This is a genomic window from Furfurilactobacillus cerevisiae (assembly GCF_048961765.1).
Lineage (GTDB): Bacteria > Bacillota > Bacilli > Lactobacillales > Lactobacillaceae > Furfurilactobacillus > Furfurilactobacillus milii_A.
Genome location: NZ_CP185253.1, coordinates 1,997,929 through 2,014,963, shown reverse-complemented (window position 1 = coordinate 2,014,963; position 17,035 = coordinate 1,997,929). Strand labels below are relative to the sequence as shown.

16 protein-coding genes are annotated in these 17,035 nt (G+C 42.9%); 7 read left to right on the top strand and 9 right to left on the bottom strand.

Going from position 1 to position 17,035, the window contains the following annotated elements; all coding sequences use genetic code 11:
- Nucleotides 1–72: 72 nt before the first annotated feature.
- From ABUE36_RS09785 to istA, 3 genes are all read right to left on the bottom strand, one after another.
- The gene (locus ABUE36_RS09785) at nucleotides 73–1,098 is read right to left on the bottom strand and encodes an IS30 family transposase (RefSeq protein WP_010619295.1); all 1,026 of its coding nucleotides are present in this window, start codon (nucleotides 1,096–1,098) and stop codon (nucleotides 73–75) included.
- 494 nt (nucleotides 1,099–1,592) lie between these two features.
- Complete coding sequence (istB, locus tag ABUE36_RS09780; RefSeq protein ID WP_014386885.1) at nucleotides 1,593–2,330, bottom strand: IS21-like element helper ATPase IstB; 738 nt, start codon at nucleotides 2,328–2,330, stop codon at nucleotides 1,593–1,595.
- 9 nt (nucleotides 2,331–2,339) lie between these two features.
- On the bottom strand, nucleotides 2,340–3,563 hold the full coding sequence (gene istA / locus ABUE36_RS09775) for an IS21 family transposase (protein ID WP_003555353.1): 1,224 nt from the start codon (nucleotides 3,561–3,563) through the stop codon (nucleotides 2,340–2,342).
- A gap of 288 nt (nucleotides 3,564–3,851) precedes the next feature.
- On the opposite strand from istA, the gene ltrA reads away from it, so the two are divergent.
- The 4 genes from ltrA to ABUE36_RS09755 all read left to right on the top strand — a co-directional run bounded on the left by ltrA (nucleotide 3,852) and on the right by ABUE36_RS09755 (nucleotide 7,611).
- The gene (gene ltrA / locus ABUE36_RS09770; protein WP_407910939.1) at nucleotides 3,852–5,234 is read left to right on the top strand and encodes a group II intron reverse transcriptase/maturase; all 1,383 of its coding nucleotides are present in this window, start codon (nucleotides 3,852–3,854) and stop codon (nucleotides 5,232–5,234) included.
- A 160-nt stretch (nucleotides 5,235–5,394) separates the two neighbouring features.
- Nucleotides 5,395–5,979: a DNA-3-methyladenine glycosylase I gene (locus ABUE36_RS09765; protein ID WP_161000832.1), complete on the top strand. Its 585-nt coding sequence runs from the start codon at nucleotides 5,395–5,397 to the stop codon at nucleotides 5,977–5,979.
- Between the two features lie 193 nt (nucleotides 5,980–6,172).
- On the top strand, nucleotides 6,173–6,694 hold the full coding sequence (locus ABUE36_RS09760) for a GNAT family N-acetyltransferase (protein ID WP_421016662.1): 522 nt from the start codon (nucleotides 6,173–6,175) through the stop codon (nucleotides 6,692–6,694).
- A 47-nt stretch (nucleotides 6,695–6,741) separates the two neighbouring features.
- Nucleotides 6,742–7,611: a helix-turn-helix transcriptional regulator gene (locus ABUE36_RS09755; protein ID WP_161000834.1), complete on the top strand. Its 870-nt coding sequence runs from the start codon at nucleotides 6,742–6,744 to the stop codon at nucleotides 7,609–7,611.
- 90 nt (nucleotides 7,612–7,701) lie between these two features.
- On the opposite strand, the gene ABUE36_RS09750 is transcribed toward ABUE36_RS09755, so the two are convergent.
- The 6 genes from ABUE36_RS09750 to ABUE36_RS09725 form a co-directional block, all read right to left on the bottom strand.
- Nucleotides 7,702–8,199, bottom strand: coding sequence for a universal stress protein (locus ABUE36_RS09750; RefSeq protein ID WP_017261227.1), 498 nt, complete (start codon nucleotides 8,197–8,199; stop codon nucleotides 7,702–7,704).
- Nucleotides 8,200–8,370: 171 nt separating this feature from the next.
- The gene (locus ABUE36_RS09745) at nucleotides 8,371–8,646 is read right to left on the bottom strand and encodes a hypothetical protein (RefSeq protein WP_161000835.1); all 276 of its coding nucleotides are present in this window, start codon (nucleotides 8,644–8,646) and stop codon (nucleotides 8,371–8,373) included.
- A 394-nt stretch (nucleotides 8,647–9,040) separates the two neighbouring features.
- Nucleotides 9,041–10,315, bottom strand: coding sequence for a replication-associated recombination protein A (locus ABUE36_RS09740; RefSeq protein WP_421017482.1), 1,275 nt, complete (start codon nucleotides 10,313–10,315; stop codon nucleotides 9,041–9,043).
- A gap of 137 nt (nucleotides 10,316–10,452) precedes the next feature.
- Nucleotides 10,453–10,935, bottom strand: a complete 483-nt coding sequence (locus ABUE36_RS09735) for a YueI family protein (RefSeq protein ID WP_161000836.1) — start codon at nucleotides 10,933–10,935, stop codon at nucleotides 10,453–10,455.
- 148 nt (nucleotides 10,936–11,083) lie between these two features.
- Nucleotides 11,084–11,692, bottom strand: a complete 609-nt coding sequence (rpsD, locus tag ABUE36_RS09730; RefSeq protein WP_017261223.1) for a 30S ribosomal protein S4 — start codon at nucleotides 11,690–11,692, stop codon at nucleotides 11,084–11,086.
- Between the two features lie 205 nt (nucleotides 11,693–11,897).
- Entirely contained in the window at nucleotides 11,898–12,368 is a 471-nt protein-coding gene (locus ABUE36_RS09725) for a GAF domain-containing protein (RefSeq protein ID WP_161000837.1), read from the bottom strand.
- 198 nt (nucleotides 12,369–12,566) lie between these two features.
- Here ABUE36_RS09725 and ezrA point away from each other — a divergent pair, with 198 nt between their 5' ends.
- From ezrA to thiI, 3 genes are all read left to right on the top strand, one after another.
- Nucleotides 12,567–14,288, top strand: coding sequence for a septation ring formation regulator EzrA (gene ezrA / locus ABUE36_RS09720; RefSeq protein WP_161000838.1), 1,722 nt, complete (start codon nucleotides 12,567–12,569; stop codon nucleotides 14,286–14,288).
- Between the two features lie 260 nt (nucleotides 14,289–14,548).
- Nucleotides 14,549–15,697, top strand: a complete 1,149-nt coding sequence (locus ABUE36_RS09715) for a cysteine desulfurase family protein (RefSeq protein ID WP_161000839.1) — start codon at nucleotides 14,549–14,551, stop codon at nucleotides 15,695–15,697.
- A gap of 84 nt (nucleotides 15,698–15,781) precedes the next feature.
- Complete coding sequence (gene thiI / locus ABUE36_RS09710) at nucleotides 15,782–16,999, top strand: tRNA uracil 4-sulfurtransferase ThiI (RefSeq protein ID WP_161000840.1); 1,218 nt, start codon at nucleotides 15,782–15,784, stop codon at nucleotides 16,997–16,999.
- Nucleotides 17,000–17,035 lie beyond the last annotated feature (36 nt).

The following is a 17,035-nucleotide window of genomic DNA, read 5'->3' as shown; positions in this document are numbered from 1 at the left end:
CTTTTAAAAATAAGCCTCAATTGTCAAATCAAGTGCAACACTAAGAATCTATTCTTAGAAGTGGTCTAGTTGCTAAGCTAGTTCAGGCATTAGATCGGCTGGGCAGCGATAGTTCAATGACCGCCGTAGCCGGTTGTTTAAGGTATCTTGAGCCAGCTGAATGTCAATGAGTGAGGCCGAAGCCAAGGATCTGCCCTTCGGGAAGAACTCGCGCAAAAGGCCGTTAGTGTTCTCATTGGTTCCACGTTCCCATGGTGAATAAGGATGGGCAAAGTAGATGTCAGTTCCCTTGACTTGACTCAAGCTTGAGAACTCAGCACCATTATCAAAAGTAATGGTTTTAAAGTGCTCGGTTCCATAGTCATATAAGGTATTCTGGAGGGCTTTCAAGCAAGTGTCGGCATGATAATTGGGAAGTTTAACGATGATCTCTAAGCGACTAACACGTTCAGTCAAAGTCATTAATGCTGGCTCAGATTCAACCCGTTTGCCTTTGACCAAGTCACCTTCCCAGTGTCCAAGCTCTTGACGCGCTTGAACCATGGCGGGACGCTCTTCGATTGAATGGCCCAGATTTTTCTTATTGATTCGATGATGCTTTGCCCCGGGGCATTTAATCCGGCGACGTAGTTTAGCTGGTAGGTCTGAATTGCGGATAGCTAAACGCTGGTCATCAATATACCGGTACACCGTCGGTGTTGAGGGGCAGACAAGCCTTGGGTGATCAGTCTTGAATTGGTGGACAAAAGTATCCACACTATGCATCCTGGGACGCGCTTTTAAAGCTGTCACCAAAGCATTACAGAAGGTTTGACAATGATCAAAGAGTCCACGATAACAGCTATTTAGTCGGTGCTTACGATAAATTGCTTCACCAGTTTCTGCCAGATATGACTGTTCAAAGATATGAGTACTAGCGTTAATCTGTGTCGTTGTCCCACGTTTTAATTCACGTGAAATCGTGCTGGGATTACGATGAAGGGCCTGGGCAATCCGGCGGATAGACCAATCTAAGTCCCTTAGGGATTCAATTCGACCACGTTCAGCTAAATTGAGTTGGTGATACTGATTAGATATGATATTCTTAATTCGGGTCATGAAGATACCTCTTTCTTGTTTGTGGTGAATTAAGAATAGGTCTTCATGGCCTTTTTGACTAGTCTGAATAAAGAACTGGTCTATTAGAGCAGGTGTTGCACTTCAATTTTAAATCGAGGTTTTAAAAATAAGTTTAAAACGGAATCCTATAAAATTGGATTCCGTTTTTTAGTGCGCCCGGCATGGGTATTAGCTAGGTGGTGAAAGTCCGCTATGGGCCGTAGTAGTCGGAACCATGAGCTGAGGACAAGGGTGTCCACCGTGAGGTGGAATCTGAAGGAAGTCTAAGGCAAAGTACTGCATCGATGAACAAGAAGTAGCTATAAGGCTGAAATTAACTGGATAAGGCTGCTAGACAAGTTGAAGTCCAATACTACTCGAAGTTGGTCTCAGTAAAGCTAACGATGACATGGTACGAAAGCTAATATTCTTACCTGTCAAGGGCAGTTTAAAAATGTAGGTTTTCGGCAGAAAGAAATGTAGGTTTTCGGCAGTTACTTGAGGCCACGTAATCGGTAAGATTTACCAGTGATCTTCACTACGTGAACATGATGAACCAAGCGATCGAGAATGGCTGCTGTCACAGTTGGGTTCTGGAAAATATCAACCCAAGCGGATAGATCACTATTGCTGGTAATGATCGTTGAATGCTTTTCATAGCGGGCATTGACTAGCTGAAATAAGAGGTTAGCTTCTTGGTGACCAATTGGCAAATACCCAATTTCATCAATAATTAATAGGTCATAGCGCGAATAGCGGCTTAGAGATCGATCAAGCAGTCCTTTTTCGTAAGCTGCTCTCAATCTAATCAACAGCTCATGACAATTAATAAAGAGAACCCGACAGCCCTGTTTACAGGCCTCAATCCCAATACTAATTGCCAAGTGGGTTTTACCGACTCCCGGATTGCCAATAAAGATTAAGTTTTCAGACTTTTCCATAAAAGCCAGATTCTGGAATTCCAGAACCTCTTGGCGATTCATACTGGGTTGAAAGCTAAAATCAAATGTATCTAGGGATTTTGTATTGGGGAACCGAGCACGGCCAATGGCCCGTGCAATCTGACCTTCGTGTCGATTCTGGAGTTCCGAATTAGTTAAATCAATTAGCGCCTCAGTTAATGACAGATTATCAGTGTGAATTTGATCAAGGTAATTCGGCAAGTATTCACGGATTTTGTTTAACCCTAAGCGCTCAAGATTATTTAAAAGAATTTGATTATTAGTGGTCATGGTAGCCTCCTATAAGTTGTCGTAATCAGTCATATGTTCACGAATGTAAGCTGAAATGTCTTCATCTGTCCGCCCTTTAAGCAAATCAGATTTGAGGATATTGAACTGATCTTGGGGGTCATAATTCAGCGAATTGGTAGTTATGGAGTGCGTACGAATTTCTTCTCCGTTATAATAAATGTGAATGCGCTGCTCATCATTGGAGATTTCAACAGCAACCGTACAACCAATGTATCGCGGATCTACTGAGTACTTACATTTGCGGAAATTGATCATGGCCTCCTTCGAAACGACACGGGTAATGTTTTCTTCGAAGTATGGTTCAAGGAGATTAACTGGAACGCGATGAAGGTACTCTTTTTCTTCGTCTAACCATTTCAGGTACGGGACTTCGTCCGTGGCCTGCGAAGTTTCATGATTTAGATCATCTCGGAGCATATGAACTAGTTCGATTAGCTCAGTTCCATCAGCAAATTCAGTATTGTATGGCCGTAAACGTTCAACCGTGCGAGCAAGGGCTTCAACTGCACCTTTAGTTTGTGGTCTGAATGGTCGACAAGCAATTGGTGTGAAACCGGCATCTTTACAGAATTCGTGGAACCGTTCGTTAAAGACAGCGTGGCCAAACTGGGATTTTGTATGATCCACAACGGTTTTCATATTATCAAACCAGATTTCCGTCGGAATACCTCCGGTATGAAGGAAAGCGTCGTGTAAGCAAGAAAAGAGGGTATCTTGGCTCCGATCAAAGGTTAGTGTCATATATTTGAGTTTTGAATAAGGCAATACATACAAGAAAATATTGAATTTAAACAGCTCACCCTCGCTGCTCACTAGGGCCATTTCTTCTTTCCAGTCAACTTGAGCAGAGAGACCAGGGGAATGTTCAATCCGAATGGTAGCTTTCTTAACTCGTTCTCGGCGGGTTTGGCGACAATAATCTTTCACGAGGGTATAGCTGCCGGTAAAGCCCTTCTTCTGGATAAATTTAAAAATTGAAGCAGCCGAACAATTTAGTTCAAGCTTTGAATCGATGGTTTGCTTGAATGGATCCAGTAAACTTGGCCGTTTCGGTCGACCACTTGGTCGGCCCTTAAGTCCAGCTTTGACTTCCTCATAGGCTTTCTTAACGGTTCGATAATCAACATTATATTGCCGGGCAATCTCGGCGAAGTTAGGCTTAATATTTTCAGTCACGTAAATCGTCACTCCTTCTCTTAAATCACGTCTCACATCAAATTCCTCCTACACTCTGATGTGATTCATGATACAAAAAATGTAGGAAAACCAACAGTTCTAACCTGCCGTTTTCCTACATTTTACGGGTGCCTTTTACATTACCCGGGGAGATCTGGCCTACACGTTTCCGACAAGAGGAATAAGTTTAATTTCCACAGAAACAAGCGGTGCAGTGATGCAGTGTTGAGTAAGCCAGAAGTCAGCCGAGGTCATAGTAGTTTGAATAATCAGATGAAGGACTGAACGACAATAACTTGTAACTTATATCGGAGGTGTAATCAGGTGCGACAATCGCAGAAAACAGAACAACAAGCTGACCGCTTGTCGAGGATAGGTTTGGAAAACCGAAAGTACACAAGGGCGCGTAGTACCGGTTATGGTGAAGGTAAAGGTATGAGTGTCACTATCCAAGACCTGGTCTTGGATCGCAATAACCTTAATCAGGCTTATTTGCGAGTTAAGAGAAATAAAGGAGCAGCAGGTGTTGACGATATGACAGTCAATGACCTTCTGCCATATCTCAGAGAAAATAAGACGGAACTGATCGCTAGTTTGCGTGAGGGCAAGTATAAACCAGCTCCAGTCAAACGGGTAGAAATTCCGAAGCCTAATGGTGGAGTAAGAAGACTTGGAATACCAACGGTGGTGGACCGAATGGTTCAACAAGCTGTGGCCCAAATTCTTACACTTATCTTTGAGCGCGTTTTCTCTGATAATAGTTTTGGCTTTCGTCCCCACCGTGGGGCCCATGACGCTATTGCAAAAGTAGTAGATCTTTATAATCAAGGTTATCGAAGAGTTGTCGACTTAGACCTAAAAGCCTATTTTGATAACGTTAATCATGACTTGATGATTAAGTATCTCCAACAATATATTGATGACCCATGGACACTAAGACTCATTCGTAAGTTTCTAACTAGCGGAGTCTTAGACCATGGGCTTTTCGCTAAGAGTGAAAAAGGAACCCCACAAGGAGGGCCATTGTCACCACTACTGGCGAACATCTATCTAAATGAGTTGGACGAAGAGTTGACTAGACGTGGTCATCACTTTGTGCGCTATGCGGATGATTGTAACATCTATGTTAAAAGTCAACGAGCCGGAGAACGAGTAATGCGAAGCATTACCCAGTTTCTAGAAAAGCGCTTGAAAGTTAAAGTGAACCCAGATAAAACCAAAGTCGGTAGCCCGCTACGGTTGAAGTTTCTTGGCTTTTCGTTGGGTGTAGACCACAATGGGGCCTACGCCCGTCCAGCTAAACAATCGCAACAACGAGTAAAGAAAGCACTGAAGTTATTAACTAAACGTAATCGTGGAATATCTCTGACAAGAATGTTTGAAGAAATTCATCGAAAAATGCGTGGGTGGCTTCAGTACTACTCAATTGGGAAACTAACTAACTTTATTCAACGCCTTGACAAGTGGTTGAGGGTCCGAATAAGGCAGTATATTTGGAAGCAATGGAAAAAGTTTAAAACTAAGGTAACTAACTTACAGAAGTTGGGGCTGTCCCAGCATGATGCATATGTCTTCGCTAGTACCCGAAAGGGCTACTGGCGAACTGCACATAGTAAGACCTTGAGCTATTCTCTAACTAATAGAAAACTGGAACAACTCGGACTTATGAATATGTCCAAGACGCTCCAGTCAATTCAATGTGATTAAGTTGTCGAACCGCCGTATACGGAACCGTACGTACGGTGGTGTGAGAGGTCGATAATTGAACTAATCAATTATCTCCTACTCGATTTTACAAAAAACAAACGGGTTCGTCTTTGCGTATGTTTAGTGTGTTGACTAAAAGGACACTATTGGAGGTTTATACATGCAACAGCGATGTGGATGGGCAGATCGAAATGAATTGGTTATGAATTACCATGATAGCGAATGGGGCGTACCCGTATATGAAGATCAATTATTATTTGAACTGTTAAGTTTGGAAGTATTTCAAGCTGGTTTGACGTGGTCGTTAATTTTGTCACGACGCTCAGCTTTAAGGAAAGGATTAGCAAACTTCGATATTGATCAACTAGCCGGTTTTTCCATCGCAGATACGCAACTGCTATTGGCTGATCCAGCGATGATCCGTAACCGAAGAAAGATTGAGAACGTGATTCACAACGCGCGTCAGTGGCAACAACAGCAGTTAGGAGAGATATCGCCGGCGGAACAGTTATGGAATTTGCAACGCCAACAACCGCTGGGATTAGAAATGGCGAGAAATGATCAAGTGAAATATACATTCATTAAACAAACAACCACACTTTTTTATGAATGGGGGATTAGGGGAGTTGGTCCCAAAACGACCACCAGTTTCCTACAGGCGGCGGGCTTTATCAACGATCATGAAGATAATTGCTATCGCCAAAAAGAAATATATTTATCGGTCCATACCACTGGACGAATTTAAGAAAACATGCGATGATGATAACGGCAAAAATTATCGCGGACATGGAGATGGAAACCGTTCTGACACGCGGCTTCATGAGCCTGACGATGATGGTAAAACGTATTTTATTTCACAAAGTGTGAATTTTTTTACCGCCGGGGTAAAAGTAATTTAATCTTGATGCGACAATCATTTTGGAAGAAGGCGTTTGTGTTTGGGTAACTTTAAATTGCGACTGGCAACGACGGCAGACATGGATCAAATAATGGTGATTATCCGTGGTGCCCAGACGTTTATTGCAAAGCAAGGGTTTGACCAGTGGCAGGATGGCTATCCGGCACAGGCTGATATGTTGGCAGATATTAAGGCGAGTCGTTTGTATGTGCTTGCCAATGACACTCAAATTGCTGCTGTTGCGGCTGCGATAGTTGGTGTTGATCCGAACTACCGCTTAGTTGAAACCGGTAGTTGGCTAATGCCGTCTGCTAAGTATGCGGCGATTCATCGGGTCGCTGTCTCAAGTCAATTTCGTGGTCAGCATCTCGCTGAGACGCTGTTTACAAAGTTGATGGCAACGTTGAAGCATGATCAAGACGTTGTGTCCGTTCGTGTCGATACGCATAAACAAAACCAAGTCATGCAACATGTGGTCCAAAAAGTTGGTTTTGAGTACTGCGGTCATATTTATATTGACGGAAATGCACAACGTTTGGCCTATGAGTGTGTATTGAAATAAGTGCATTGCGTCTCGCCTGATTCAGCAGAATGAATGAGGCAGAAAAGATGAGAATTTTAGGCGCTCGGGTTCGTGCATACCGCAAAGCACGGGGGTTATCGCAGAAGGATTTGGCTAAAAACATTTGTACCCAAGCAACTATCAGTTTGATTGAAAAACGGAATAAGATTCCGAGCATGCAGATTTTATTAAAACTTTGCAGCCGCTTGGGAATTCAATTAAATGACGTGATCGTTGAAACAGACGATCAGGCAGTCCAAATCTTTCGTGAAGTCGGTTATGCAGTGCGGACTGCTCAGTACCGTAATGCGGAAAGCCGGTTGGATCGTGTGAAACTTCGAAGTTTGAAAGAGAATGATGAAATTAAGGCTTACTACTATTATCGTGGTCAGTTGCAACTGATGAATCATGACAATCCAGATGAGGCTATTTTCAACTTTGGCATGTTATTGAATGAGTTCAATAATCGCAGTAAGGATATCTATTCACTGATGTCACGGTTGGGATTAGGGCTTGCCTATGCGAAAAAAGGTGAATTTGACAAGGCTGAACTATTTGTTAACCAAGCCGTTCGCGATTTGGATGAATTTGACTCAGATAGTCACGATCTTGTTCAGGATCAAGTGTCTTCATATCTACAAGCAGCTAAGTTTTTCCAAGAAATTGGCAAAGATGGTCGTACTTTATCGCTTGCCAAGAAGGCGATTAAACTGAGTGAACAAAATAATAGTTTGTTTTTACTTGAAGATATTTACCAAACAATGGCGCTTAGTCAACTCAAGTTGGATGACGATAAGAGTGCGCAACAAAATATGTATATCGCCTATGCATTAGCGTTAGTGTCTAAGAATCAGCGGTTGGCCGAGAGTATTACAAGTAATGTTGCAAAGTATCAAATTCCACCGTTGGCGTTATGAAATTAATAGCAGTAAATTAAAACGAAAAAAGATTCAATCCACAGTGAGCAAACGCGGATTGAATCTTTTTTATTTTGGTTTAAGTAGAAATTACTTCTTGTTTGTGGCTTGAGCGCCTTCCTTAGCTGAGACAGGCTTGTTAGCTAAATCAGTCCGAACAACCAAGACATCACAAACTGCGGCACGAGTGACATATTCGGTAACAGAACCGATTAATAAGCGTTCAACAGCGTTTAACCCAGTAGCGCCAATCATAATCAAATCAGTATTGAGTTCCTTAGGAACCTCTTGTGCAATGATTGACTTTGGTGCGCCATACTCGATTGAGTATTCACACTTAACGCCAGCTTCTTTAGCTTCGGCCGCATACTTATCGAGTGTTTTCTTGGCCGTTTCAGTAACTTGTTCAACCATGGTTGTATCAAAACTTGAGATGTTTTGGAAAGCACGGGTATCAACAACATGGAGTAAGTGCAACTCGGCATCGTCACCATTTCGTTGTGTAACCGCGACAGCCTTCTTAAAGGCCAATTCAGCTTCACGTGAACCATCGATTGGAACTAAAATCCGTTTGTATTGTTGTGCCATGAAATTCACTCCCCTTTATTTTTCTACCTTTATTCTACTGTAAACCGCTTGAAAACAAAAGTGAAAGCGCTGTATTTTCATTCAAAAATCCGTTTTTGCGTGCGATTTATAATAAACAAGGAGACAAATTTGAGAAGAGTGTTAAGGAAAATTCACTAACTGCTATGGCTACTAGTTCATAAAGCGGACGAGTGTTAATCCGAGCAGCATCCCTGATAGACAGCCGACAATCAAAGCGATGACCATCACAACGAGACTAAATAAACCTGCGATAGCCAACAGTCCAACGATGAACAATTCGATGGCCCAAAAAGTGAGCAGTGTGCCAATTTGTGGGTGACGATCAGGTGTAAACAATAAAAAGCCTGTTTGGCGGTGAAACCAAAGATAACCACTGATGAAAAAGAAGATGACTGCAAAAATGCAGATTAAAATTTTTATTAACATATTCTTACCTCATGAGAGTTAATTATAAATGACTCTTTCCTAAAACGATAGGGCGAATTGTTTTCATCGAAGTTAAAATTTGGCGATTCAAATAAAAGAAAAACGCCAGCCTCTAGGAGACTGACGTTCCAAAGTATGCACTTTGATGAAAACTAGTGATGCCGACAACCGGCTCTTCAGAGTTGACCCGCGACAAGGCAGGTGGGCGTGGCTGTTAAGGCTTCTGATTACCAAGAGAAAAGGCCTATCATAGGCGATACTAGAGTCACACCCTAAGTAAAAAGACTGTAAGGCAACACTGTAAGTTGAGCCTTGCGTACATCTTAGAATTCATATCGAGCATAGCATGATTTTTTTAAAGACGCAATTATTAGCGTTGGTTGTTTGAAAAACATTATTTTTTGTTCCTAGGTGGTAATGGATGCCCACTAGCCGCCATTAGTCGGGCGTATTGTTCACCGAGTGCAGATTCATAGCGCCCATTGTCCTTAGGATGATAATAGGTTGCATTCGCCAAATTATCCGGCAAATATTGCTGCTTTACCCAGTCATTAGGGAAGTCATGTGGAAATTGATAGTTTACGCCGTGGCCCAGCTTAGCAGCGCCTTTATAATGGGCATCCTTTAAGTGAGCAGGAATATCACCGCTTTTACCGGCATTGACATCAGCCAGTGCACTGTCGACTGCGCTGATGCCGGAGTCTGATTTAGGAGACAAACAAAGCTCAATCACGGCGTCTGCTAGAGGAATTCGTCCTTCTGGCAGGCCTAACTGTTGAGCTGCCGTGACGGCTGAAACGGTGTGGGCGGTGGCAGGGGGATTTGCCAGTCCAATATCTTCATAGGCGATGACAAGAAGTCGACGGCAGATGATAGTTAGGTCACCAGCGGCAATTAAACGGCTCATGTAGTGTAGGGCGGCATTAGTGTCTGAACCCCGAATGGATTTTTGAAAAGCAGAAATAACATCATAGTGTGCGTCACCATCTTTATCCGCGGACAAGGCTTTGCGCTGTAAACATTCTTCAACGACCGGGAGTGTAATGTGGACAGTTTTATCATTGTCAGGATCAGTAGATTGAACGGCCAATTCTAGTGCATTAAGCGCACTACGCAGGTCACCATTGGTGGCACTGGCCAGGTGATGACGGGCATTTTCATCTAGATTGACCTTAATCTTACCTAAACCGTTTGACTCGTCCGCGAGTGCGCGATCGATGGCAGTTTCAATATCTTCAGGAGTGAGGGGATAAACTTCGAAGATTTGGGTACGGCTACGAATGGCAGGATTGATGTTGATATACGGATTTTCAGTGGTCGCTCCGATAAGAATAATGGCGCCGCTTTCTAACAGTGGTAGCAAAAAATCCTGTTTAACTTTGTCCAAACGGTGAATTTCGTCTAGTAATAAAACGACAGTGCCACTCATTTTAGCTTCTTCGGCGACGATTTGAAGTTCTTTTTTGCCGTCAGTCGCCGCGTTAAGCATTCGGAAAGCATATTTAGTTGATCCGGCAATAGCACTTGCAATACTTGTTTTACCGGTACCAGGTGGACCATAAAGAATCATGGAAGAAAGCAGTTTCGCTTTAACCATGCGATTAATGATTTTTCCAGGACCAACAAGATGTTGTTGGCCCACGATATCTTCAATGCGTTTAGGACGCATGCGATAAGCTAAAGGTTGCAAGGTGTTCCTCCGGTTAAAAGAAATGGTAAGTTGCGTGTGAGATCTAGTGACATAAACGCACTGAGTTCCTAGGGAGGGAAGCCAGTGCGTTTATAGATTGAATTCAGTAATAGTTTTCATTTATTGAATAACCGTTGCCAAAAGCTTGTTTTTTTCACTGGCTTTGGCTGATCACTATTAGATGAAGTTTGGTCGGCATATTTTTTGGCGATGTCAACAGGATTAACGTCAATGGCCGTTTTGGCAGTGACCACCAACGCTAAGTCATCGTCACCAATTTTATATTCAGGATCATTTTTAATTGTAAATGAGACCGCATGCATGGTTGTGGTTCGAATGTAGGGTCCTAAAACGTCCTGACCTAAATTTCCGTTCATCAACACGGTATTATTAACTTCGTCTCGTTGACTGAGGTCGTTGCCGAACGCAGTGAGGTAATCGCCACTCCTAAGTTGAGCAACGGTCATGGTCAGTGCAACGCGTTCACGAAATGTTCCCAGATAATGACGCTGTTCGTCCGGGTTGATTTTTGGAGTACCATAAATTGCATTTGAAAGGCGTTGGTTCGTATCACCATCTGTGCCATGATTATCAGCCATATCAATACCTCCCCAGTTGATTTCTCACTGGCTAGTATAACATAACCATTATATGTGACTGCGCATTTGGGACTTGTTACTGATTAAAAAAGAACATAGAAAAACCGATGGGCGAGCCCATCGGTTTCGAGAACAAGAAGTAAGAAAATTACAACTTGTTGTAGTATTCAACGATTAATGATTCGTCAATATCAGCATCCAGATCTTCACGTTCTGGCAAGCGAACTAATGAACCCTTTAAGTTGTCAGCATCGAACTCAACGTAAGCTGGGCGACCAACAACGGCTTCAACAGCGGCTTGGATAATAACTAATTTCTTTGACTTGTCACGAACGGCAATTTCTTGGCCAACTTTAACTTCGTATGAAGGAATGTCAACACGTTTGCCATCAACAGTGATGTGACCATGGTTAACCAATTGACGAGCTTGACGACGAGTAGTAGCCAAACCTAAACGGTAAACCATGTTGTCCAAACGACGTTCCAACAGAACGAGGAAGTTAGTACCATGCGTGCCCTTACGAATTTTACCAGCTTTAATGAACAAGTTAGCAAATTGACGTTCAGTCATGCCGTAGGTGAAACGCAACTTTTGCTTTTCACGTAATTGCGTACCATATTCTGAAACCTTACCACGACGACCTTGACCATGATCACCAGGGGCGTATGGACGACGAGCTAATTCTTTACCTGTTCCTGAAAGTGAAACGCCTAAACGACGTGACAATTTCCAGGAAGGACCTGTATAACGTGACATTTAAATGTCCTCCAAATAATTTGTTTGGAGTAAAATATGCGAAGTGTAGGCTCGGTATTCGTGCAGGTTGTTTTGCAATGTTCACCGGAGCAGCCCCGGGTACTAGTTGAACCAACGATGGCACTAGGCAATCGCCGGCACCAATCTGTTGACGAGCTTACCACCTACTGCTGCAAATTTTACAACTGAAATAGTATACCGTGATTTAGGCGGTAATGTCAAGATGGCTTACGAGAGCCTGTGCGAATGCGGTTAGTTCAGCCACGTCTTCATTGCTAAACCGATTTAATGTTGGCGAGTCTAAATCCATGACACCAATTTTAACGTCATTTTTCGTTAATGGAACCACAAGTTCTGCATTGCTGGCAGAATCACATGCAATGTGGTCGGCAAACTCATGAACATTTGGCACAACTTGTACCTCTTGAGTGGTTAAAGCTGTGCCACAGACACCACGGCCTGGTTTAATGTGCACGCAGGCGACATTTCCCTGGAATGGGCCAAGCATAAGTTCATCGTCGGCACGGTGGTATAGGTAGAAACCGGCCCAGTTAAGATCGGGAACTGTTTGCTTCAATAAAGCAGAGGCATTTGCTAAATTTGCAATTAAATCGTGCTCATCAGTTAAGAGGGCGTCTAATTGCTGATTTAATAGGGATTTCGTTGTTTCAGACATGTGATCCTCCTTGGGTAAGAACTAAAAAAGTATAAAGTCACAGAAACGTAATCTAAAGCGAAAAACTGGCTATGCTATACTTTTCATTAGTTAGTTACGTTTCAATTAGTGAGATTTCAATTTGATGACGTACATTTTAATGATTTATTTCAAAAAAGCAAGCAATCAATGGCTTGCAAACGGGGATGGACGTGCAAAATGGTTCAAGTTTTAATTGGCATCATCATTCTAGCAATTATCTTGTTTGGAGCGGTCTTTGCGTTCCAAAAAATAACTGGTCGGAGAATTCAAGCGTTGAAGGATCGACGCGAGGATCTGCGTCAACTTCATGTAGACAAACAAGTTGAAACTGGTCATCAGTTGAGTTTGACGGGTCAATCGTTGACTGCTTTCAATGGCTTAACCGATGAATACCAGAGTGTGGAAACAAAGACGTTACCACGAGTTGACCAGGTGATTAATCAGCTGATGGTTGATGCACGGGGTATTAATTTTGTTAAAACCCGTAACGAGTTGCAGCAGGCAACTGACTTACTGGACGAAGCAACGGACAAGTTGATGCATGTGCAGGGCGGCCTTGAAGCGCTAAAAAAAGTCGACAGTGATCACCGAGCTGCTGTTAATCAATTGGAAAAGAAGTACCAAGATTTACGAAAGGTGCTCTTGTCTCAGAATTTAAGTTTCGGTCCTAGTATAGATAAGTTAGAACACAACCTTGCTGAACTCGAAGATCAGTTTGATGAGTTTACAAACTTATCTCAACAGGGCGATCATGTTGCTGCCCAGAAGGTATTGGATCAGTTGACTGAGGGCACAGATGACTTGGATCATTTGATTGATACCATTCCACCGTTATATCGTGATCTGAAGAGTGGCTTCAGTGATCAACTGAACGACATTGTTGATGGTTACCAACAGATGACGTCGCAAAATTTTGTGTTTGGCAACGTGGATATTCCCGGTCAAGTAAACCGGATTAAGGGTGAAATTCAGACAGCCAATCAACATTTATCCGATTTGGATGTTGCTACAACGACCGCCGATAATCATAATATTGAAGTTCAAATTGATGATTTATATGCAGTCCTTGAAAAAGAAGTTAAGGCTAAGCCTGAAGTTGATGATCAAAATGAAGAGTTGCAAGCTTTCTTAGCACATGCCAAACAGCAAAACCGCGCCCTGCAGGTCGAATTGGATCGACTTGGACAAAGCTATGTATTGAATCATGGTGAGCTCGACAATGCACAAACACTGGCAACAGAAATTGAAAAAATAGAAGAGTACTATCGTACGGATGTCAATGCATTAGCGACGCATACCGATAGCTATTCCAACATTCAACAACATCAGTTAGATCAGCTACAAGCTTTGACGCAGATTGAGCAGCAACAGCGTCAAATCAATGATGGCATCAAAGGATTGGGCGCACAGGAACAAAAAGCACGCCAACGTTTCCAACAGTTTGATAACCAGATGCACACCATCAAACGTCAGTTAGAGAGTCTGAACCTGCCTGGTTTGCCCAAGGACTACTTGGATTATTTCTACGTTGTCAGCGATGAAGTAGAGAAGCTGGGTGGTGCTCTGAGCCAAACTCAGATTAATATGGAAGATGTGACCAAGCAGTTAGTGATGATTCAGGCCGATTTGGCTACCTTAACGGAAAAGAGTAACGATGTTCGTGACAGTGCCGTGCTGGCTGAGCAATTGCTTCAATATGCTAATCGTTATCGTAATTCGGATGAAGAAATGGTTGCGGCCAGCCAACGCGCTCAACAACTGTTTGATCGCGATTATAAGTATTCCGAGTCATTAGAGACAATTGCTAATGCACTTGAAAAGATTGAGCCAGGCGCATACAAACGAATTGAAGATAGTTACTATGGTAATCAACCAGAAACACCGACTTCACAGGCGTAGCTAGGTTTTCTCTTCAAATAAGATAAATTGTTTCGTGAGCGTTAATTGAAAATGCCGATTGTCTGTGTGAAGTATGCATGGATGATCGTTTTTTCGTTACAACCGCAATAGGAACATATGGTTGCTAACAATGGCACGCTCGTTATGTGATGAATGTTGTCGTGAATGGACAGATGTTCGCATGAGGGCGGGCAAACGTGATATACTGATTCAAGTTTTTAACTCGAGTCGAACCGAATTTAAAACGAGGAAGGGACAACATGATTTACTTTGATAACAGCGCAACGACAAAGGTGGCACCATCTGTTTTGGAGACGTACTCCAAAGTCAGTCAAACCATTTGGGGCAATCCGTCGTCTTTGCATAATTTTGGTGAACAAGCCTATAACTTGCTAGAGCAATCTCGTCAACAGATTGCGGATTTATTAGGCGTTAAGTTGAGTGAAATTTTGTTTACCAGTGGGGGTACTGAAGGCGACAACTGGGTCGTTAAAGGTACAGCGATGGAAAAACGGGCGTTTGGTCGCCACATTATTACTTCTTCTGTGGAACACCCTGCAGTGCATAACTCTATGGAGCAATTAGCACAACTTGGTTATGAGATTACGTATCTACCTGTTGATGAAGAGGGACGCGTCAGTGCGGCCGATGTGAAGGCAGCAATTCGACCGGATACGATTTTAGTCTCTGTGATGGCAGTTAATAACGAAGTTGGCAGTATTCAGCCATTAAAGGATATCGCAGCTGTTTTACAGGATTATCCGACGATTCACTTCCACATTGACGCCGTTCAGGGCATTGGTAAAGGCATCTCGGATTTAATTTTTAACGATCGCGTTGACTTTATTACCTTTTCCGGTCATAAGTTCCATGCCCCTCGTGGCATCGGCTTTATTTACGCTCGCTCAGGCAAACGAATTGCGCCGTTGATGACCGGTGGTGGTCAAGAACGTAATTTGCGTAGTGGGACAGAGAATCTACCTGCAATCGCGGGGATGGCGCGTGCTCTACGTTTGTTACTGACAAATGAAGAGACCAACGTTGCAAATGAACGGGCGGTTCGCGGTCGAATCTTGAATCACATCAAAGATTTTCCGAAAGTCACGTTGTTTTCACAAGATAATGACCATTTTGCACCGCATATTTTATGCTTTGCTATTGAAGGTGTTCGTGGTGAAACGATTGTGCATGCTTTTGAAGATCATGATATCTACATTTCGACAACGAGCGCTTGTTCTTCCAAGAAACATTTGGCCTCAAGCACGCTTAAAGCAATGAAGGTGCCAGACCAAATTTCAACCAGTGCTGTTCGTGTGAGCTTGGATGAAAATAATATGTTAGCTGAAGCAGACACATTTAATCAAGTGTTTGATCAGCTATATGAGCAGTTTAAGAAAATTAATAGCTAGGCGATTGAGCGAATTTGTGACAAACGATCGGCAGGTAATCAACTGCTAATAAAGTAATTGAAGACAAATAAGGGAGGCTCGTTAATGCAATATGATGAAATTATGGTTCGCTATGGCGAATTATCAACAAAGGGGAAAAACCGTAAGTCGTTTATTGACCGTTTAGGCAATAATGTCCGTGGCGTGCTTCATGATATTCCCGACGTAAAGGTTCATCCTGATCATGACAGAATGCACTTAACACTTAATGGTGCGGACTCAGCGTTAGTGATGAAACGGTTGAGCAACGTTTTCGGAATCGAAAACTATTCACCATCTGTCAAGGTGGATCTGGATCAAGCATTGGTTGACCAACAGGCCATTGACATGGTTAAAGAGCAATACAAGCCAGGCATGACGTTTAAAATCGATACGCGCCGGTCTAATCATCATTTTGGTTTGAGCACGTATGAAATGAATGATCATCTGGGTGGTGTCATTTTAAACGCTTTTGAGGATATTCATGTCCAAATGAAGCAACCTGATTTAACGCTGCGGGTTGAAGTACGTAACAACGGGATCTTTCTGTCTAGTCAAACGTTTGCTGGCGCCATGGGAATGCCTGTGGGAACCGCTGGTAAAGGGATGATGATGTTGTCAGGGGGCATTGACTCACCAGTCGCGGCTTACCTAGCGATGAAACGTGGCGTTCAAGTCGAAATGGTGCATTTCTTTAGCCCGCCATACACGAGTCAACAGGCACTGGATAAGGCCATGGAATTAACGGCTAAGTTAACGGCCTATACTGGCAAGATTCGATTTATTCAGGTGCCATTTACCAAGATTCAGGAAGAAATCAAAGAGAAGGTTCCTGAAGGCTATCTGATGACGGTACAACGTCGGATGATGTTGCGTTTGACCGTTGCTTTAGCAGAAAAACGCCACGGATTAGGCATTTTCAACGGCGAGTCTCTAGGTCAGGTCGCGTCTCAAACGATGGAAAGCATGCTGGCTATTAATGATGTGACAACTATGCCAATCTTACGGCCAGTGGTTTCAATGGATAAGAATGAAATCATTGATGTAGCCAAGAAGATTGATACATTTGATCTGTCAGTGTTACCGTTTGAGGATTGTTGCACGATTTTTGCACCGCCAGCACCTAAGACAAAGCCTAACCTGGATCGGACGCGCGAGTTTGAACAGCGAATTGATGTCGAAGGTTTGCTTGAGGAAGCACTGGCTGGTGTCAAAATGACAGAGATTCATCCCGGTGAAACTTTCTTGAATCAACAAGAGGACGTATTCGCCGAACTGCTATAATGATAAAAAGATTATTTTGAAAAGTCAGGTGCAGGC